Below are 18,019 nucleotides of genomic sequence, written 5' to 3' on the forward strand. Positions count from 1 at the left end.
CAATTCATTTGGAGTTTTTACATGTTCGCAAAAGATCACACCCTCGCCAACGTTGACCCGGAATTGTTCGGCGCAATTCAAAAAGAAAACACCCGTCAGCACGATCACATCGAACTGATCGCGTCGGAAAACTACACCTCGCCGGCCGTCATGGAAGCGCAAGGTTCGCAGCTGACCAATAAATACGCCGAAGGCTACCCAGGCAAGCGCTACTACGGCGGTTGCGAGTACGTCGACGTCGTCGAGCAACTGGCGATCGACCGTGTCAAGCAGCTGTTCGGCGCGGAAGCGGCCAACGTGCAGCCTAACTCGGGTTCGCAAGCCAACCAGGGCGTGTTCTTCGCCGTGCTGAAACCAGGCGACACCATCATGGGCATGTCGCTGGCCGAAGGCGGCCACCTGACCCACGGCATGCCGCTGAATATGTCCGGCAAGTGGTTCAACGTCGTCTCCTACGGCCTGACCGCCGAAGAAGACATCGACTACGTCGCCATGGAAGCGCTGGCCAAGGAACACAAGCCTAAGCTGATCATCGCCGGCGCCTCGGCGTTCTCGAAAAAGATCGACTTCGAGCGTTTCGCCGCCGTCGCCAAGGCCGTTGGCGCTTACTTCATGGTCGACATGGCGCACTACGCCGGCCTGATCGCCGCCGGCCTGTATCCTAACCCGGTGCCGCACGCCGACTTCGTCACCTCGACCACGCACAAATCGCTGCGCGGCCCACGCGGCGGCATCATCCTGATGAAGGCCGAGCACGAGAAAGCCATCAACTCGGCTATCTTCCCAGGTATCCAGGGCGGCCCGCTGATGCACGTCATCGCCGGCAAGGCAGTGGCGTTCAAGGAAGCGCTGACGCCTGAGTTCAAGGCTTACCAGCAACAAGTCGTCATCAACGCCGACGTGCTGGCCAAGACCCTGATCAAGCGTGGCCTGCGTATCGTTTCCGGCGGCACCGAGTCGCACGTGATGCTGGTGGACCTGCGTCCTAAGAACCTGACCGGCAAGGAAGCGGAAGCGATCCTGGGTGCGGCTCACATGACCTGCAACAAGAACGGCATCCCTAACGATCCGCAGAAGCCATTCGTGACTTCCGGCATCCGCCTGGGTTCGCCTGCCTTCACCACCCGTGGCTTCAAGGAAGCGGAAGCGGAACAAGTCGGCAACCTGATCGCCGACGTGCTGGACAACCCGCACGACGCAGCGACCATCGAGCGCGTGAAAGCGGCCGTGAAGGTTCTGGCTGACAAGTTCCCTGTCTACGCCAAGTAATCTGTAGTACCGCGACGCCGGCCTGTGCCGGTGTCGCGTCACCGAATAGCGCCAATATGAAATGTCCGTTTTGCCAGCATGAAGATACCCAGGTTCTCGATACGCGTGTATCCGAGGAAGGGGATTCCATACGCCGGCGCCGGCGCTGCGGAAAATGCGATAAACGATTTACCACGTATGAGCGCATCGAACTGGTGATGCCGTATGTGGTCAAGAAGAACGGCAGCCGCACCGAGTATGCGGCCGCTAAGCTGCGCGGCAGCCTGACGCTGGCCTTGCGCAAACGTCCCGTGGCGGCGCCCGCCGTTGACGCGGCGATACTGTCGATCGAAGAAAAACTGCTGACCAGCGGCCAGCGCGAAGTCGACACGGGCTACATCGGCGAGCTGGTGATGCAGGAACTGAAGCGCCTCGACAAGATCGCGTATATCCGTTTTGCGTCGGTCTATAAAAACTTCGAAGACCTGGCCGAGTTCCAGGACGCGATCGCCGAAGTCGGACAGGAACGCAAGCCGCGTAAGGCTTAGTTTCCGGTTCGTTGGCGACCGGCCTACGGCTGACGCACCTTTGATACACCTCATATCCTCTACAGTCGTCGCTGCTAACTTCTAGCACTGTCCTTGTCGACTTGCGGAGGTGTGCCATGCGCACACGCGCCTTGATGCACGGCTTTACGCTGCTGGAAATCCTGATCGCCGTGCTGTTGCTGGCGGTCGGCATCGTCGGCGGCGTGGCGATGCAGTTGACGGCCCTGCGCATGCGGCATCAAGCCGCGTTGCTGTCGCAGGCGACCTACGTGGCGGCCGGCCTGGCCGAACGCATGCGCGCCAACGCCGCGCAAATGCACCTGGCCGATGGCGCCAATCCCTATCTGATGCTGGACTACGATGCGCTGGCCGAACCCGATCCGCCGGCGCCGTCGGCCCTATGCTACGGCGGCGCGTGCGACAGCGCGCAGCTGGCAATGTTCGACCTGTACGAAGCGAAAGTGCAGGTCAGCCAGCATCTGCCTGCGGGCCGCATACAGGTCTGCCGCGACGGCAGCGTCAAGCCCGGCTGGACTTGCGGCGGCGCTGCGGGCGCGCCGGTGGTGGTCAAGGTGGGATGGCGCGGCAAGAATCCCGACGGTACGCCGCGCAAGGACGCCGGCGGCGCATTCGCGCCGGCCGTCGCCGTGGCGGTTGGAGCAACGCGATGAGCGGCAATGCTATGAGCGCGCGCGGATGGACCGTGGTCGAGTTCGTCATCGCGGTAGCGCTGGGCTTGATCGTGACCCTGTTGGCCAGCGGCCTGCTGCTGTCGGCCGGCAGCAATTACCGCAATCACAGCGACAACGCCGGGCTCAACGACGGTGGCCGCCATGCGCTCGACATCATGGCGCGGGCGATACGGCAGGGCGCTTATGTCAACTGGGACAGCAAGGCCGCGCCGGTGGAACTGGACACCGATGCGCCGGCGTCCATCGCCGGGCTGGACGCGCGCAGCATCAGCCGGGGCGGCGCGGATATCTCGGCGACGTTGCCGGCGGTGGCGCACGGCAGCGATGTGCTGGCCCTGCGCTTTTCCGGTTCCGGCGTGGGCGGCAATGGCGACGGTTCCAGCCTCAATTGCGCGGGCTTCGGCGTCGCCGTTCCCGACGCGGCCGATGCGCGCGGCTGGAGCATCTTCTACGTCGCCGACGACGGCGCTGGCGAGGCCGAACTGCGCTGCAAATACCGCGGCGCCTCCGGCTGGGGCGCGGACGCCATCGTGCGCGGCGTCGATTCCTTTCAAGTGCTGTATGGGCTCGATACCGATACGCCGGCCGACGGCATTCCCAATGCGTATGTCAACGCCAGCAACATCAATGCGATGGATGCCGCGCTGGTGCTGACCGGCGCCACGCCCGCCGAGCGCTTGCGCGATTTCCATCGCAAGACCTTCTGGAAGCGCGTGTGCAGCGTCAGGGTGGCCCTGCTGCTGCACGGCGAGAGCAATACGCGCGCCGACACGGCGACGACACGCTTCGATCTGTTCGGCCCCGCTTATTCCGATGCGCATGGCGACGATGAAGGTGTGCGCATCGTGGAGGCGACGCTGCCGCCGTCGCAGCGCACACGGGCGCGCCGGGTGGTCGGCATGACGGTGGCCTTGCGCAATCGGAGCGGCTAGGTCATGGCGGCGCAACGGCAGCGAGGCGCGGTTGTGTTGATGTGCCTGATGATGTTGATCCTGGCGATGCTGCTGGGCGTGTCGGCGGCGCAAATGAGCTTGCAGGGTGAGAAGGCTGCGCGTGGCGAGCGCGATCGGGATGTGGCGTTTCAGGCGGCGGAGGATGCCTTGGCGGATGCGGAGCGCGATATCCAGAGCGGCACGGCGGAGGTCAGCGCCTGCGACAGGGCGCCCGTCTGGCAGCGGGTGGATTTGTCCGGGATCGAGGACGACGGCGCCTGCACGCAGGGCTACGGCGACCATACCAGAGCGACGATGCCGACGGCCAAAGGCGTGCTGCCGTTCAAGCGGCCGCGCTATGTGATCGAGCGCATGGAGTGCCATCAGCCGGGCGAGGATGCGTCGGCAGGCGGCGCGGTCGCTTATTGCTATCGCGTGACAGTGATTGGTTTCGGCGCCAGGCCGGGCACGGAGCTGGTCTTGCAGACGGTGTTCGTCAAGCCGGAGTGAGGAGGGGATATGCGCATTGCAAATAGTGCCCCGTTGCCCGGACATGGCCGGCGATGGTGGTGGGCGGGGTTGGTGATCGCTGCGTTGTTGATGTTGCTGCCGATGCTGGCGGGTGGTGTGCGCGCGGCGCCGCCGGTGCTCGATATCGCCAGTGAGCCGTTGACCGCCGCTTGCCGTACAGCCCTTGGCGTGCGGACCGCAGGGCCTTCGCTGTTGCTGGCGGCGCCAGCCGCGCCTGCCGGGGACCTGCTGAGCGCCACGCTGGACGCGAGCGATTGGGGCGGGCATGTTGAACGCATCGCATTGGCGCCGGCAGGCGTTGCCGCGCGATGGGACGCCGGAGCGCTGCTGACCGGCGAAACGGGGCGCGCGCCCTCGCCGGAGCCGGAGGCGCGCAAGCTCTTCACTGCGGTGGTGCAGGGGGACGGCCGGCTGGCCGGCATTCCCTTTGCATGGGCAGCCTTGTCCGCGGCACAGCAAGCATTGCTCGATCAGGCGCCGCCGCCTCATGCAGCGCCGGCCGATGGGCTGGGCGAGCGTCGTGTGGCCTACCTGCGCGGCGACCGCAGCGATGAGGGCAGCTTGTTCCGCCGCCGCAGCAGCGTTCTCGGCGATACGATCAACAGCCCACCCGTGCTGGTTGGCCCGCCATCTGGCGCTGCGCGAGACGCAGGCTATCTGGCTTTTCGCGAACGCCACAAGGCCCGCCGCACCGTGATCTACCTTGGCGCCAACGACGGCATGCTGCACGCATTCGACGCTGGCACCGGCGGCGAACTCTACGCCTATTTGCCCGACGCCTTGATGCCGGTGTTGAACCGCTTGCCCAGCGTCGATTATGTGCACCGTGCTTATGTCGACGGCCCTTCGTTCAGCGGCGACGCTTTGATCGGCAGCAATTGGCGCACGGTCCTGGTCGCGGCCATGGGCGGTGGTGCGCAAGGCGTCTTCGCGCTGGACATCAGCGATCCCGCAGCGCTGGACGAAAACGCCGCGCTCTGGGAATTCACCGATCGCGACGATCCGATGATGGGCAACGTCACCACGCCGCCGCAGCTTGCCAAGGTGCGCACCAGCCGTGGCGCCGACCTGCCCACCTATCGATACTTTGCCATCGTCTCCAGCGGCCTGAACAACTACGCCAGCGACGGCCATGCCAGCAGTGCGGGCAAGGGCGCCTTATTCCTGCTGGCGCTGGACAAACCGCGCGATGCGCCGTGGACGCTCAACGTGAACTACTTTCGCCTCGCAACGCCCATCTCCGACTCCTCGCTGGCCAACGGCCTGAGCGCACCAGCGTTGGTTGCCGATCGCGACGGGGCGTTGAGCTACGCCTACGCTGGCGACCTGCAAGGCAATCTGTGGCGCTTCGATTTCAATACCTGGCCGGGAGCGGCCGCCAAGGCGCTGTTCGTCGCCCGCGACGCCGACGGCAGGCGGCAGCCGATTGCACAACAACCCATGCTGGCCTATGCCTCCGGCGGCGGCTACCTGATACTGTTTGGCACGGGCGCGTTGTTCGACCGGACCGGCCTGGCGGCGGGCAGCTTTGGCACGCAATCGTTCTACGCCATCCTTGACAGCCTGTCCGTGCCGATGGATGTGGTTGCCGGCCGGCGCCAGTTGACCGAGCGCGTGCTGGATCCCTTGGCGGCCGACCTGCTCAGTATCAGCGGCGCGGAGATGGCGCCCGGCAGCAAAGGCTGGTACGTCGATTTCCTGCACGCGGCGCGCACGGGAGAGCGCAGCATCAGCAGCGGCAAGCTGCTGGGCGGCGAGGTCGTGTTCAACACGCTGCTGCCGGGCGCGGACAAATGCGATGCTTCGCGCGGCCGCACCTATGTGCTGGATGCGCTGAGCGGGCTGCCGGGCGACCACAGCACTGCGGTGGTCATGCCGCCCGCGCCGATCGTTGGCGTGCTGCAATCGAGCTATACGGCTGTGCCGTCGTTGGTGCCGCTGTCGTCGAGCCTCAGTGCGCCAGATCCCACGGGGCGGATCGTGGCCGATAAAAGCTATGCCGTGGTCAACGCGTCGGCGCGTGATGCCACCGTGGTGGGCAGCGTCAAAGTGCGCTCGCGGTCCGGCCGCCTCAGTTGGCGCGAGGTGGCCAATTGGCGTGAACTGCATGAGGCGGTCAAATGAAGCCCGCGCGCCGACGGGCTTTCAGCATGATCGAATTGCTGATCGTGCTGGTGATACTGGCCGTGCTTGCCGCGCAGGTGATGCCGGGTTTTCAGCAGCACGTGATACGCGCGCGGCGCTCCGAGGCGCAGGCCGCGCTGCTGCAACTGATGCAGCAGGAAGAACGGTTTTTCACGCAGGCCAATACCTACATCGCCTTTTCGTCCAGCATCACGGACCCGGAGGCGCGCCAGTTCAAATGGTGGAGCAGCAACGGCGCGCCGACCAGCGCCTACGAAATCGAAGGCAAGGCCTGTGACGGCGAGCCGATCTCGCAATGCGTGCAGTTGATCGCCACGCCGGGCACCGCGCTGGTCGATGCCAGCTTTCGCGACGACGATTGCCGGCAACTCAAGCTGACCAGCAGCGGCCTGCGCCTGGCGACCGGACCGTCGGTCCACTGCTGGCCTTGAGGAGCACTCGATGCGAGGCCATCCCTCCAGCGCCGGCGTCAGCCTGATCGAATTGTTGGTCGTGCTGTTGCTGGCTACGATACTGCTCGGCGTCGCCGTGCCGAACTACCGGGCCGCGCTGGAGCGCCAGCAGTTGCGCATCGCCGTCAACGATCTGGTGGCGGCCATCAACCTGACCCGTTCGCACGCGATCGCGCGCGGTGGCCAGGTCTTGCTGGCGCCGACCGACCCGGCCGGCGGCACCTGGCGCCTGGGCTGGATGGTGTTTGTCGACGATAATGGCAACCGCCGTCCCGATGCCGGCGAGTTGCTGCTGCTCCGGCATGGCCCGATCGCCGAGGGCGTTACCATCGCCACGGTCTTTTCGTCGAGCGCGGCGACCCAGTATCTTGCTTATAATAGTGCCGGGCGTGCCTGCAGCGCTAGCAACAGCCTGGCCGCGCGCTGGGGCACGCTGTCGCTGACGCATGGCGACAGCACGCGCAACATCAAAATCAATATGCTGGGCCGGGTGCGCGTGTGCGATCCGGCGGTGGACGGGGCAAGCTGCGCCAGCGCCATAGATTAAGGACAACGTGAACATCAACAACGATCTCGAAGGCATGACGCTGGCGCTGGAGTGGGCCGCCAAAGGGTTGTACACCACCTCGCCGAATCCGCATATCGGCTGCGTGATCGTGCGCGACGGGCAAGTGATCGGCGCCGGCGTGACCCAGCAGGCCGGTAGCGACCATGCGGAAATCCAGGCGCTGAAGGATGCGCAGGCGCGCGGCCACGACGTGCGCGGCGCCACCGCCTACGTGACGCTGGAACCGTGCAACCACCACGGCCGCACGCCGCCCTGCTCGGACGCGCTGGTGCGAGCTGGCCTGGGCCGCGTAGTGGCGGCGATGGAGGATCCGAATCCGCTGGTGGCCGGGCAGGGCATGGCCAAGCTGGCCGCCGCCGGCATCGAGGTCAGCGTTGGTTTGCTGGCCGAACAGGCCTATGAATTGAATATCGGCTTCTTCTCGCGCATGACGCGCGGCCTGCCGTGGGTGCGCATGAAGACCGCCGCCAGCCTGGACGGTATGACGGCGCTGCACAACGGCGTCAGCCAATGGATCACCGGACCGGAGGCGCGCGCCGACGGCCATGCCTGGCGCGCCCGCGCGTGCGCCATCCTGACCGGCATCGGCACCGTCAAGGCCGACGATCCGCAGCTCAATGTGCGCGCGGTGGAAACGCCGCGCCAGCCGCGCCGCATCGTGGTGGACAGCAAGCTCGACATCGATCCGTCGGCCAAGGTCTTGCAGGGAGGCGGCACCTGGATCGCGGCGGCGGTGGCCGATCCCGAAAAGGAGGCGGCGCTGCGCGCGGCGGGCGCGGAGATCATCCTGCTGCCCAACGCCTCCGGCAAGGTCGACCTGCCCGAGCTGATGCGCGAGCTGGGCCGGCGCCAGATCAACGAGCTGCACGTCGAAGCGGGCGGCAAGCTCAACGGGTCCATGATCCGCGAAGGCTGCGTCGACGAGCTGCTGGTCTACCTGGCGCCGACGCTGCTGGGCGATGCGCAGGGCATGTTCGCCTTGCCGGCGTTGACCGACCTGTCGCTCAAGCAGCATCTGAAATTTCACGAGGTTAAGCAGATCGGCGAAGATTTGCGTATCCTTGCACGATTCACTCATCATTAAGAGCCTTCACATGTTTACTGGAATTGTCGCTGCTATCGGCAAAATCGAATCCGTCACGCCGCTGGAAGGCGGCTCGTTCGCGGGCGTGCGCCTGAACATCAACGCCGGCGGCCTGCCGCTGGCCGACGTCGCGCTGGGCGACTCGATCGCCATCAACGGCGCCTGCATGACCGTGGTGGAGAAGGACGACAGCAGCTTCCGCGTCGACGTCTCGCGCGAAAGCCTGAACTGCACCGTCGGCCTCGACACGCTGACCGAAGTGAACCTGGAAAAGGCGCTGACGCTCAACGAACGCCTGGGCGGCCATCTGGTGTCCGGCCACGTGGACGGCCTGGGTGTGGTGCGCAAGTTCGAGAGTGTGGGCGAATCGTGGGAGCTGGTGATCGAAGCGCCGCACGAGCTGGCCAAGTTCCTGGCCTTCAAGGGCTCGATCGTGGTCAACGGCGTGTCGCTGACCGTCAACCGCGTGACCGACATCGGCAGCGGTAAGGACTTGGTCTGCCAGTTCTCGATCAATTTGATCCCGCACACCATCGCCATGACCACGCTCAAGCACCTGGTCGTGGGCAAGCAGGTCAACCTGGAGATCGACCTGATCGCCCGCTACGTCGAGCGCATGGTCTCGGTCGGCGCGGCCGGCAAATAAGGTCCCGCAACGCCCGGTGATTCGGGCGTTGACAGCGCCTCAGGCCTCGACTAGTATACCTACCAACTAGTCGGTAAATTGGAAATCATGAACATCAACTCGGATTACAGCCAGCGTGCAGTGGTGCAGTCGCAAGACTTGCCTTGGGTCGATTCGCCCGCGCAGGGCATACAGCGCAAGATGCTGGAGCGCGACGGCGGCGAGGTGGCGCGCGCGACGTCCATCGTGCGCTATGCGCCGGGCAGCAGCTTTCCCAGCCATCTGCACGAGCTGGGCGAGGAGATCCTGGTGCTGGAGGGAGATTTCTTCGATGAGTCCGGCAGCTACGGCGCGGGCGCTTATCTCAAGAATCCGCCGGGTTCGTCGCATGCGCCGGGCTCGGTTGGCGGCTGCACGCTGCTGGTCAAGCTGCGCCACATGGACCCGCGGGATACGCAAGCCGTGCGCATCGATACCGGCGCGACGGCGTGGCTGCCGGGCCTGGTGCCGGGCTTGTCGGTGATGCCCTTGTCCGAATTCGGCGCCACCCACACGGCGCTGGTGCGCTGGGCGCCCGGCACGCGCTTCAACCCGCACCGGCACTACGGCGGCGAGGAGATTTACGTGCTGGACGGCGTGTTCGAAGACGAGTTCGGCCGCTATCCGGCCGGCACCTGGCTGCGCAGCCCCCACCTGAGCGCGCATCAGCCGTTCAGCCGCGAAGGCTGTATCATCCTCGTCAAAGTCGGGCACTTGCCGATTGCCGATCACAAAGAAAGCCAGTAAATGAAGCATTTTTCCGAGATGTCCGAGTCCGCGCTGCGCGTGGTGGATGCGGCCGAGGGCCTGATCCAGGAGCGCGGCTACAACGGCTTTTCCTACGACGACGTGGCCAAGCTGGTCGGCATCAAGAAGCCCAGCATCCACCATCACTTCGCGACCAAGGGCGATCTGGCGACGACGGTGGCGCAGCGCTACACGCATCGCTTCCGTGAGCAGTTGCTGCGTATCGAGGTCCAGCACGCCAAGGCGGAGGATCGCTTGACTGCCTACGCAACGCTGTTTGAAAACACCTTCGCCGCCGAGCAGCGCCTGTGCGTCTGCGGCATGCTGGGAGCGGAGGCCAACTCGCTGCCGGAAGGCGTGGCGCATGAGGTGGGGCGCTTCTTCGAGGCCAACACCGATTGGCTGGCGCTGGTGATCGCCGAAGGTCAGCGGGCGCAGCAGCTGCGTGCGCAGCCGGAGGCGCGCGCGCTGGCAGAGGCTTTCCTCGCCACGCTGGAGGGCGCGATGATCGTGGCCCGTTCGGTGCGCGGCGCGCGCGGTCCGGCTGGCGTGGCGCAAACCTATTTATCGACGTTGCTGGCCTGACGCGGCGGCGGCGTTCCGTGCCGGCAGCCGTCGGCATTTTTTTAGCTGTAACAACCTACCAACTAGTTGGTATATTTTGGAGTGATCTATGCATACATTGAATGGCAGGAAGTTGTTGGTCGTCGGCGGCACCAGCGGCATGGGGCTGGAAACGGCGCGCATGGCCTTGGAGCAGGGGGCCAGCGTGGTGATCGTCGGTCAGCGACCGGAGAAAACGGAAGCGGCTCGCGTCGCGCTGTCGCAGTTGGGCAAAGTTGCCGCGCTCACGGCCGATCTGGGCAGCGCGCAAGGCTTGCAGCAACTGCTGGACGCCATCGACGACGGGCACAAGGATATCGACCTGCTGGTGAATGCCGCCGGCGTGTTCTTCCCCAAGCCTTTCCTGGAACATGGCGAGGCGGACTACGACCAGTATCAGGCGCTGAACAAAGCCTTTTTCTTCGTCACGCAGAAGGTGGCGGCCAATCTGGTGGCCGCTGGCCGCCCGGGCGCCATCGTCAACATCGGTTCGATGTGGGGCAAGCAGGCGATCGCCGCGACGCCGTCTTCCGCCTATTCGATGGCCAAGGCTGGCCTGCATGCGTTGACCCAGCACCTGGCGATGGAGCTGGCATCGAGGCAGATTCGGGTGAACGCCGTGTCGCCGGCGGTGGTGGAGACGCCGATCTACGAGGGCTTCATCCCCAAGGCCGAGGTGCATGACGCGCTGCAAGGCTTCAACAGCTTCCACCCGATCGGTCGCGTCGGCACGCCGCGCGACGTCGCGGAGGCGATCATGTTCCTGCTGTCGGACAGGGCGTCGTGGGTCACCGGCGCGGTGTGGGATGTGGACGGCGGCGTCATGGCTGGCCGGGGATAGCCGGGTTTGCGCTGGAATGTTGACAATTAATCCAGAAGACGCCTTCTAAAGCCGGCCATTTGGCGGATAAAAGCGGGCTTTTACGGTGGGGAGGGCGTAAATCCTTTAAAATAGCGCCCTGTTCTAGCTCCGCTACAAAGGATTAAAAATGTCAATTTCCAGCACCGAAGAAATCGTCGCCGAATTGCGCGCTGGCCGCATGGTGATCCTGGTCGATGAAGAAGACCGGGAAAACGAAGGCGACCTGGTGCTCGCGGCGGACTTTGTGACGCCTGAAGCCATTAATTTCATGGTCAAGCATGCGCGCGGCCTGGTCTGCCTGACCCTGACCGAAGAGCGCTGCGACCAGCTGAACCTGTCGATGATGTCGTCCCGTAACGGCACCGCCTTCGGCACCAATTTCACCGTCTCGATCGAAGCGGCCGAGGGCGTGACCACCGGCATCTCGGCGGCCGACCGCGCCAAGACCATCCAGGTCGCCGTCGCCAAGGACACGCAGCCGTCGGACATCGTCCAGCCCGGCCACATCTTCCCGCTGAAGGCACAACCGGGCGGCGTGCTGATGCGCGCTGGCCATACCGAAGCCGGCTGCGACCTGACCGCCATGGCCGGCCTGACGCCGGCGTCGGTGATCTGCGAGATCATGAAGGACGACGGCACCATGGCGCGCCTGCCGGACCTGCTGGAGTTCGCCAAGGAACACGGCCTGAAGATCGGCACCATCGCCGACCTGATCCACTACCGCAGCCGCAACGAGTCGCTGGTCGAGAAGATCGGCGAGCGTCCGCTCAAGACCGCCCAGGGCGACTTCCGCATGATCGCCTTCCGCGACAAGCCGAGCGGCTCGGCCCACCTGGCGCTGGTGCACGGCGAGATCGAGAAGAGCAAGGAAACCCTGGTGCGCGTGCACCAGCCGGTATCCATCCTGGACATCCTGGAATCGGAAGCGACCACCCACTCGTGGAACCTGTCGTCGTCGCTGGCGGCGGTCAAGGCGTCCGAGCGCGGCGTGATCGTGCTGCTCAACTGCGAGGAAACGGCGGAGCAGTTCTTCGCCCAGTTCGACGCGCTGGGCAAGCCGGAAACCAAACCGAAAGGCCGCGCGGCCAGCATGGACCTGCGCAGCTACGGCATCGGCGCGCAAATCCTGCGCGAAGTCGGCGTCTGCAAGATGCAACTGCTGGCCAGCCCGCGCAAGATGCCGTCGATGACGGGCTTCGATCTGGAAGTGACCGGCTACATGGCCAAACCCAACTAATTCAACCAACACACAAGAGGCACTCCATGACTGTAGGAAGCTACGAAACCAATTTGTCCGGCGACGGTCTGCGCATCGGCATCGTTCAAGCCCGTTTTAACGAAGATGTCTGCCACGGCCTGCTGGCGTCCTGCCTGGCCGAACTGAAGCACCTGGGCGTGGCCGATGAAGACGTGCTGCACGTGGCCGTGCCGGGCGCGCTGGAAGTGCCGCTGGTGCTGCAGAAGATGGCCGAGTCGCAGCAGTTCGACGCGCTGATCGCGCTGGGCGCGGTGATCCGTGGCGAAACCTACCACTTCGAGCTGGTCTCGAACGAATCGGGCGCCGGCATCACCCGCATCGGCCTCGATTATGGTATTCCTATCGCTAACGCGATCTTGACCACCGAGAACGACGAGCAGGCCGAAGCGCGCATGGCCGTCAAGGGCGCCGATGCGGCGCGCGTGGCGGTGGAGATGGCCAATCTGACTATCGCGCTGGAAGAGCTGAGCCAGGACCAGGGCGACGACGAGTAAGAACAGGTAGGAAACGGCGCAGTGTGCCGGTATGCGCCGGCGCACTGAGCCGGATTTTGTAAGTATTTAAGAACAGGTATAACCATGACAGATAAAATTTTGCACGCCAACCCTAGCAAGAACCGTACGCCGCGCCACCGCGCGCGTGAGTTTGCGTTGCAGGGTTTGTATCAGTGGCTGCTGAACAATGAAGACGCATCCACCGTGGTCAACAACATCCGCGCCGCGCACGGCTTCGACAAGGCCGACGGCGACCACTTCACGGTGCTGCTGTACGGCGCGATCAAGGATTCGGTAGCGCTGCGCGAAAGCTTCGCGCCGCTGGTCGACCGTGGCGTGGGCGAGCTGTCGCCGATCGAGCACGCGGTGCTGCTGATCGGTGCGTTCGAGCTGAAGAACAACCTGGAAATCCCTTACCGCGTCGTCATCAACGAAGCGGTCGAGCTGACCAAGTCCTTCGGCGGTATCGACGGCCACAAATACGTCAACGGCGTGCTGGACAAGCTGGCCGCCAAGGTCCGCCCGGACGAAGTCGCCGCCGACAAGAAGCGCTAAGCAGCGTCTGGTACTGTCAGAAGCCACCCAAGGTATCTTGTGGTGGCTTTTTTTTATTTGGGTTTGACGGGGAGGGCACTGCGCCGCAGAATCCGTTGACTTAAAATCAATGTCGAGGGCGCATCATCGAACTGCATACCCTGAGCCGGCCGCCGGACTGGCGTCGCCGTGGCTGGCTGGCGCTGATCGCCGGCGCGCATTTGCTGGCGTTTATCGGCTGGCGCACGCCTGAGCGGCCTCTGGCGGCTTCTGTGGGCCGTCATGAGGCGATCACGTACATCCTGGCGCCGCTGAAGCCGAAGCCGCCGGCGCCCAAGACGGTGGCCCAGCCTAAACCCATCCGCGAGCCGGCCGCGCCACGCATGACGCTGCTGCGGCCCGCACCGGAGCCGATTCAGCCGCCGATTCAGCAACCGCAAGCCCCGCAAGCCATCACGCAGGCCACGCCACCGCCGGATCCGTTCGCGCAGCCGCCTGTCAAGCCGGCTGAAGATCTGCTGCAGCGTTCGCTCAAAAGCGCCGCCGCAGCCGACCGGCAGCTGCGCAAGGAAGCCTGGAATCCGCGCGACAAAAAGATCGCCAACGACACGACAGCGCTGGCAGCCAAGCTGGGCGGCGCCTACGCCGGCGACAACGGCACCACGCTCGAGAACTTCACCACGCCCGATGGCCGCCTGATGACGCGCGTGCGTTCGGCCGGCGGCAGTTATTGCGCGGTGATGGAGTCCAATGCGCTGACCGGCGGGCGCGATCCCTTCCGGGACGGCGTTAAAACCAAGGTCAGCACCTGCCCGCGCTGATGGGACAGACGTAAAAAAGCCCGCCTGCACTGAGCGCGATCTTGAGCGCGTTCAGGCTGGCGGGCTTTTCTTTGTGTTGCTCTGAAATCAGAGACCGGCGATCTGGGTGCCGCTGACCGACTTGTCCACCACCGCGACCGGCGGGGTAGGCTTGGCTGGCGCCGCTGCCATCATCGGAGTGATGGTCGGCACTTTCTTGCCTGCCGAAACCTGCTTCAGGCGCTGGTACTCGGCCAGCACTTTGGAGCCGTAGCCGTCATCGTGTTCGAACGCTGCGGCGCCGACATAGATCTTCAAACCGGCTTCGACCGAACCGCCACGGGTGACGTAGTCCTTCAGGATCAGCGAGCCGACACGGATGTTGGCCACCGGATTGAGTGCGGCTTGCAGGCCGCCCATTTCCTGGAATTTGTCGTGGTGAATCTTCGACATCACCTGCATCAGGCCTTGCGCGCCGACCGGGCTTTCCGCGAACGGATTCAGGCCCGATTCAATCGCCATCACCGCCAGGATCAGCAGCGGATCAAGCTTGATCTCGCGCGCCGTCAGGTAGGCGGTGGACACCAGCATGTTGGCGGCGTCGCCGGCTACGCGGTAGCGCTTGGACAGCCAGGAGGTGACCCATTGTTGCTGCTTCTGCGTGCCCAGCAGGGCTTTTTCTTCGGCGGTCAGCGGTGCGGTGCTGGCGGCCGGGGTGGAAGCCGGGGTTTCCATCAGGGCCGACAGCGGCGGCGCCACGACGGCAACGGCTTCGGCTTCCGGTACGTGGTTCAGGCTGTTGCTCAGTGCCTTGGCCAGGTCGGGACGGACAAACAGTACTGCCATCACTACTAAAGCGGTCACACCCAGAATGGTCAGAGTGTGTTGGGCGGTGGTCAACACGCCTTTTGCCGAAACGCGAGTCGTGGAAATCCACGCTGCTGGCTGGCGAGCCATGGTGCGGGCAAACTGCGTTGCACCGATAAAACGATTGTTCATAGAATTCCCCTGGAATGTCCGTAAAAGCGGGTCCCCGCCAGCGTCGAACGCAGCTAACCGGGTGCTAATGCCGTGCATCAGAAATATCATCGTCCGTCGCCGCTGGGAGCGCGCGTTGGACGCCGTCATTGCTTGCTAGAGCTGATGTTTCCCTGTGGTATTCGATCAGTCGCAATACAACTTCTTTCGGGGGTAAGGCAGACGCCTTTTGAAAACACTCCTTAAAATGTCATGTGGAGCCCCGACTCCGTGAATGAATAAGCAACACATTTATGTGGTCCGCGTTGCCGGAATATCCCGTGCTGAACCGTGTTCTCTTCAAGTAGGGCAAATTGTAGAAGCCGTTTTATATCAAGTCAATACTAACGACAAGCGAAGCTATAACTTTTAAATCTTACTTTTTTGCTTGTATTGCGGCTAAAACCAATAAAATCAACTACTTGACCTGTCTTTTTAAACAGTATGCTGCGTTGTAAGAAAAAATTAAAAAACGATGAAATATTCTGATTTGCGAGATTTTATTTCTCAACTGCAACGGATGGGCGAACTTAAGCCCATTTTGGTGCCCGTTTCACCATATTTGGAGATGACCGAGGTCTGCGACCGCACTTTGCGGGCCGCCGGCCCGGCTTTGCTGTTCCAGAATCCGACCGGACACAGCATGCCGGTGCTGGGCAATCTGTTCGGCACCGAGCGCCGCGTGGCGCTGGGCATGGGCGCCGACAGCGTCAGCGAACTGCGCAAGATCGGCCACGTGCTGGCGCGCCTGAAGGAGCCGGAGCCGCCCAAGGGCTTCAAGGATCTGATGGGCATGGGCTCGCTGGTGAAAGCCGTGTGGGACATGGCGCCCAAGGAGTTGCGCGGCGCGCCGTGCCAGGAGATCGTGTGGGAGGGCGCCGATGTCGACCTGGCGAAATTGCCGATCCAGCATTGCTGGCCGGGCGATGTCGCGCCTTTGATTACCTGGGGCCTGGTGATTACCAAGGGGCCTAATAAGAAGCGCCAGAATCTCGGCATTTATCGCCAGCAGGTGCTGGGGCCGAACAAGGTCATCATGCGCTGGCTGGCGCACCGCGGCGGCGCGCTGGACTTCCGCGAGCACGCCATCCAGAGCAAGGGCCAGCCGTATCCGATCTGCGTGGCGCTGGGCGCCGATCCCGCCACTATATTAGGGGCGGTAACGCCGGTGCCGGACAGTCTGTCCGAATACCAGTTCGCCGGCCTGCTGCGCGGCAGCCGCACCGAGCTGGTCAAGGCCATCGGCAGCGAGCTGCGCGTGCCGGCGTCGGCGGAGATTGTGCTGGAAGGCCATATCTATCCTGACGAAAACCACCCGAGCGGCTACGAGCATGCGCTGGAAGGCCCGTACGGCGACCACACCGGCTATTACAACGAGCAGGACTCGTTCCCGGTGTTCACCATCGACCGCATCACGATGCGCCGCGATCCCATCTATCACTCCACCTACACCGGCAAGCCGCCCGACGAGCCGGCCATCCTGGGCCTGGCGCTGAACGAGGTGTTCGTGCCGCTGCTGCAAAAGCAGTTCCCGGAGATTACCGATTTCCACTTGCCGGCCGAGGGCTGCAGCTACCGCATGGCGGTGGTGCAGATCAAGAAGCAGTACGCCGGCCACGCCAAGCGCGTGATGTTCGGCGTGTGGAGCTTCCTGCGCCAGTTCATGTACACCAAGTTCATCGTGGTGGTGGACGAGGACGTCAACATCCGCGACTGGAACGAGGTGATCTGGGCCATCACGACCCGCGTCGATCCGACCCGCGACACCACGCTGGTCGACAACACGCCGATCGATTACCTGGACTTCGCCTCCCCGGTGAGTGGCCTGGGCAGCAAGATGGGCATCGACGCCACCAACAAGTGGCCGGGGGAAACCACGCGCGAGTGGGGCACCACGATCAGCATGACGCCCGCAGTGAAAGCACGGGTGGATCAGATTTGGCAGGAGTTGGGGCTGTAGGTTATAATTGATCCCGGCGGGCCCCTGCGCATTGTGGCATGGCTAACCTGGTCAGGTCGGGAACGAAGCAGCCACGGCTATTAACCATAAGTGCCGCAGATCAGGCTCGCCTCCTTCGGGATATTAAAAAAGCTGCCATTGGCAGCTTTTTTATTTGCTCTTCAGTTATTCGTCGTCCAGCGCCGCTTCCAGCGGCCGTTCCGACGCCACCATCAGCGGGTTTTCCTTCAGCAGTGCCGCGTCAGGCTTGAGCTTGATCAGGTTCTTCGCATCCGTGTTGTAGGCCGTGGCCCCCACCTTCAGCTGCGCCGGCTTGCTGAACTTGAATACCACCGTCTTCACGTTCGGCACGAACATGCTCATGGCCCCTGCGACCTTCTTGATGCCGGCATTCATCTGGCCGATGCTGCCCATCACTTGCGCGTAGTTCCATTGCGTACCCTCAGGCAGCAGCGCCAGCACTTCCAGCGCGACCGCGGACTTTTCTTCCTTCGGCAGGCTGGTCAAGATTTTGGTGTCGTCCGTCATCCACTTGGGATTCGGCACCAGGGCCATGCGGAAGTCGGTCGACAGTGGCGGCAGCTGTTGACGTTCACCGCCATGGACCACCGTCAGCACGACATCGGATGGCTTGTAGTTCTTGTTCTTGGGCTTGATGGACAGAAAGACGCTGAGCTTGTCGCGCTCCGCTGCGGGCAGGGCGTAGAAACGGTCGATGCGGGTGTCCTCCACCAGCTTCTTATATGGCACCCATTCGCGTTCGTCGGCGTGGGCGGCAATGGACAGCAACAGCAACGGCAGCAGGGCAAGTTTTTTCATATATTTTCATGTTAAAAGAAAAACACATTGTAGGGGAGCCCGCCCCGATTACCAAATCCGG

The 18,019-nt window shown here is 63.6% G+C and carries 20 protein-coding genes and 1 other RNA gene; 19 read left to right on the forward strand and 2 right to left on the reverse strand.

Annotation, left to right across the window (positions count from 1 at the left end; genetic code table 11):
• The first annotated feature begins 21 nt into the window (after positions 1-21).
• The 17 genes from glyA to RUGAMON1_RS21190 all read left to right on the forward strand — a co-directional run bounded on the left by glyA (position 22) and on the right by RUGAMON1_RS21190 (position 14,183).
• Positions 22-1,269: a serine hydroxymethyltransferase gene (gene glyA, locus RUGAMON1_RS21110; protein ID WP_445232385.1), complete on the forward strand. Its 1,248-nt coding sequence runs from the start codon at positions 22-24 to the stop codon at positions 1,267-1,269.
• A 56-nt stretch (positions 1,270-1,325) separates the two neighbouring features.
• Positions 1,326-1,796 (forward strand): transcriptional regulator NrdR, encoded by a 471-nt coding sequence (nrdR, locus tag RUGAMON1_RS21115; RefSeq protein WP_043479966.1) that lies wholly within the window; start codon positions 1,326-1,328, stop codon positions 1,794-1,796.
• 116 nt (positions 1,797-1,912) lie between these two features.
• A complete protein-coding gene (gene pilV / locus RUGAMON1_RS21120; RefSeq protein ID WP_445232386.1) occupies positions 1,913-2,467 on the forward strand; it encodes a type IV pilus modification protein PilV in 555 nt (184 codons plus the stop codon).
• Entirely contained in the window at positions 2,464-3,420 is a 957-nt protein-coding gene (locus RUGAMON1_RS21125) for a PilW family protein (RefSeq protein ID WP_445232387.1), read from the forward strand. The genes pilV and RUGAMON1_RS21125 overlap by 4 nt, the downstream gene beginning before the upstream one ends.
• 3 nt (positions 3,421-3,423) lie before the next feature.
• Complete coding sequence (locus tag RUGAMON1_RS21130; protein WP_445232388.1) at positions 3,424-3,930, forward strand: pilus assembly PilX family protein; 507 nt, start codon at positions 3,424-3,426, stop codon at positions 3,928-3,930.
• A gap of 189 nt (positions 3,931-4,119) precedes the next feature.
• On the forward strand, positions 4,120-6,075 hold the full coding sequence (locus RUGAMON1_RS21135) for a pilus assembly protein (RefSeq protein WP_445232389.1): 1,956 nt from the start codon (positions 4,120-4,122) through the stop codon (positions 6,073-6,075).
• Positions 6,072-6,527, forward strand: a complete 456-nt coding sequence (locus RUGAMON1_RS21140; RefSeq protein ID WP_445232390.1) for a type IV pilin protein — start codon at positions 6,072-6,074, stop codon at positions 6,525-6,527. The genes RUGAMON1_RS21135 and RUGAMON1_RS21140 overlap by 4 nt, the downstream gene beginning before the upstream one ends.
• 10 nt (positions 6,528-6,537) lie before the next feature.
• Positions 6,538-7,095 (forward strand): GspH/FimT family pseudopilin, encoded by a 558-nt coding sequence (locus RUGAMON1_RS21145; protein ID WP_445232391.1) that lies wholly within the window; start codon positions 6,538-6,540, stop codon positions 7,093-7,095.
• Positions 7,096-7,102: 7 nt separating this feature from the next.
• Positions 7,103-8,200, forward strand: coding sequence for a bifunctional diaminohydroxyphosphoribosylaminopyrimidine deaminase/5-amino-6-(5-phosphoribosylamino)uracil reductase RibD (gene ribD / locus RUGAMON1_RS21150; RefSeq protein ID WP_445232392.1), 1,098 nt, complete (start codon positions 7,103-7,105; stop codon positions 8,198-8,200).
• 10 nt (positions 8,201-8,210) lie between these two features.
• A complete protein-coding gene (locus RUGAMON1_RS21155) occupies positions 8,211-8,846 on the forward strand; it encodes a riboflavin synthase (protein ID WP_445232393.1) in 636 nt (211 codons plus the stop codon).
• A gap of 87 nt (positions 8,847-8,933) precedes the next feature.
• Positions 8,934-9,611: a cupin domain-containing protein gene (locus RUGAMON1_RS21160; RefSeq protein ID WP_445232394.1), complete on the forward strand. Its 678-nt coding sequence runs from the start codon at positions 8,934-8,936 to the stop codon at positions 9,609-9,611.
• Positions 9,612-10,196 carry a TetR/AcrR family transcriptional regulator gene (locus RUGAMON1_RS21165; protein WP_445232395.1) on the forward strand — a complete coding sequence of 195 codons (585 nt, stop codon included), beginning with the start codon at positions 9,612-9,614 and terminating at the stop codon, positions 10,194-10,196.
• Between the two features lie 88 nt (positions 10,197-10,284).
• A complete protein-coding gene (locus RUGAMON1_RS21170) occupies positions 10,285-11,055 on the forward strand; it encodes an SDR family NAD(P)-dependent oxidoreductase (protein ID WP_445232396.1) in 771 nt (256 codons plus the stop codon).
• 148 nt (positions 11,056-11,203) lie between these two features.
• Positions 11,204-12,313, forward strand: coding sequence for a bifunctional 3,4-dihydroxy-2-butanone-4-phosphate synthase/GTP cyclohydrolase II (gene ribBA / locus RUGAMON1_RS21175; protein ID WP_445232397.1), 1,110 nt, complete (start codon positions 11,204-11,206; stop codon positions 12,311-12,313).
• A 26-nt stretch (positions 12,314-12,339) separates the two neighbouring features.
• Entirely contained in the window at positions 12,340-12,828 is a 489-nt protein-coding gene (gene ribH, locus RUGAMON1_RS21180; RefSeq protein ID WP_116989462.1) for a 6,7-dimethyl-8-ribityllumazine synthase, read from the forward strand.
• Positions 12,829-12,912: 84 nt separating this feature from the next.
• Complete coding sequence (nusB, locus tag RUGAMON1_RS21185) at positions 12,913-13,383, forward strand: transcription antitermination factor NusB (RefSeq protein WP_116989463.1); 471 nt, start codon at positions 12,913-12,915, stop codon at positions 13,381-13,383.
• Positions 13,384-13,634: 251 nt separating this feature from the next.
• Entirely contained in the window at positions 13,635-14,183 is a 549-nt protein-coding gene (locus RUGAMON1_RS21190) for a hypothetical protein (RefSeq protein ID WP_445232398.1), read from the forward strand.
• An 87-nt stretch (positions 14,184-14,270) separates the two neighbouring features.
• Here the strand turns inward: RUGAMON1_RS21190 and RUGAMON1_RS21195 are convergent, their stop codons facing one another.
• Positions 14,271-15,119 carry a transglycosylase SLT domain-containing protein gene (locus RUGAMON1_RS21195; protein ID WP_445232477.1) on the reverse strand — a complete coding sequence of 283 codons (849 nt, stop codon included), beginning with the start codon at positions 15,117-15,119 and terminating at the stop codon, positions 14,271-14,273.
• 535 nt (positions 15,120-15,654) lie between these two features.
• Between RUGAMON1_RS21195 and ubiD the strand changes: the two genes are divergently transcribed.
• Together ubiD and ffs are read left to right on the forward strand one after the other, a co-directional pair.
• Entirely contained in the window at positions 15,655-17,139 is a 1,485-nt protein-coding gene (ubiD, locus tag RUGAMON1_RS21200; RefSeq protein WP_445232399.1) for a 4-hydroxy-3-polyprenylbenzoate decarboxylase, read from the forward strand.
• A gap of 15 nt (positions 17,140-17,154) precedes the next feature.
• An RNA gene (gene ffs / locus RUGAMON1_RS21205) (signal recognition particle sRNA small type) lies at positions 17,155-17,253 on the forward strand.
• 51 nt (positions 17,254-17,304) lie between these two features.
• On the opposite strand, the gene RUGAMON1_RS21210 is transcribed toward ffs, so the two are convergent.
• On the reverse strand, positions 17,305-17,958 hold the full coding sequence (locus RUGAMON1_RS21210) for a hypothetical protein (RefSeq protein ID WP_445232400.1): 654 nt from the start codon (positions 17,956-17,958) through the stop codon (positions 17,305-17,307).
• Positions 17,959-18,019: the final 61 nt, after the last annotated feature.

It is taken from the genome of Duganella rhizosphaerae (assembly GCF_040364205.1).
Lineage (GTDB): Bacteria > Pseudomonadota > Gammaproteobacteria > Burkholderiales > Burkholderiaceae_D > Rugamonas > Rugamonas rhizosphaerae.

Bases quoted from the DNA above. Each gene is read 5' to 3' on its own strand.
- glyA (WP_445232385.1), top strand. From the start codon at position 22: ATGTTCGCAAAAGATCACACCCTCGCCAACGTTGACCCGGAATTGTTC.
- nrdR (WP_043479966.1), top strand. From the start codon at position 1,326: ATGAAATGTCCGTTTTGCCAGCATGAAGATACCCAGGTTCTCGATACG.
- pilV (WP_445232386.1), top strand. From the start codon at position 1,913: ATGCGCACACGCGCCTTGATGCACGGCTTTACGCTGCTGGAAATCCTG.
- RUGAMON1_RS21125 (WP_445232387.1), top strand. From the start codon at position 2,464: ATGAGCGGCAATGCTATGAGCGCGCGCGGATGGACCGTGGTCGAGTTC.
- RUGAMON1_RS21130 (WP_445232388.1), top strand. From the start codon at position 3,424: ATGGCGGCGCAACGGCAGCGAGGCGCGGTTGTGTTGATGTGCCTGATG.
- RUGAMON1_RS21140 (WP_445232390.1), top strand. From the start codon at position 6,072: ATGAAGCCCGCGCGCCGACGGGCTTTCAGCATGATCGAATTGCTGATC.
- RUGAMON1_RS21145 (WP_445232391.1), top strand. From the start codon at position 6,538: ATGCGAGGCCATCCCTCCAGCGCCGGCGTCAGCCTGATCGAATTGTTG.
- RUGAMON1_RS21155 (WP_445232393.1), top strand. From the start codon at position 8,211: ATGTTTACTGGAATTGTCGCTGCTATCGGCAAAATCGAATCCGTCACG.
- RUGAMON1_RS21160 (WP_445232394.1), top strand. From the start codon at position 8,934: ATGAACATCAACTCGGATTACAGCCAGCGTGCAGTGGTGCAGTCGCAA.
- RUGAMON1_RS21165 (WP_445232395.1), top strand. From the start codon at position 9,612: ATGAAGCATTTTTCCGAGATGTCCGAGTCCGCGCTGCGCGTGGTGGAT.
- RUGAMON1_RS21170 (WP_445232396.1), top strand. From the start codon at position 10,285: ATGCATACATTGAATGGCAGGAAGTTGTTGGTCGTCGGCGGCACCAGC.
- ribBA (WP_445232397.1), top strand. From the start codon at position 11,204: ATGTCAATTTCCAGCACCGAAGAAATCGTCGCCGAATTGCGCGCTGGC.
- ribH (WP_116989462.1), top strand. From the start codon at position 12,340: ATGACTGTAGGAAGCTACGAAACCAATTTGTCCGGCGACGGTCTGCGC.
- nusB (WP_116989463.1), top strand. From the start codon at position 12,913: ATGACAGATAAAATTTTGCACGCCAACCCTAGCAAGAACCGTACGCCG.
- RUGAMON1_RS21195 (WP_445232477.1), bottom strand. From the start codon at position 15,119: ATGGCTCGCCAGCCAGCAGCGTGGATTTCCACGACTCGCGTTTCGGCA.
- ubiD (WP_445232399.1), top strand. From the start codon at position 15,655: ATGAAATATTCTGATTTGCGAGATTTTATTTCTCAACTGCAACGGATG.
- RUGAMON1_RS21210 (WP_445232400.1), bottom strand. From the start codon at position 17,958: ATGAAAAAACTTGCCCTGCTGCCGTTGCTGTTGCTGTCCATTGCCGCC.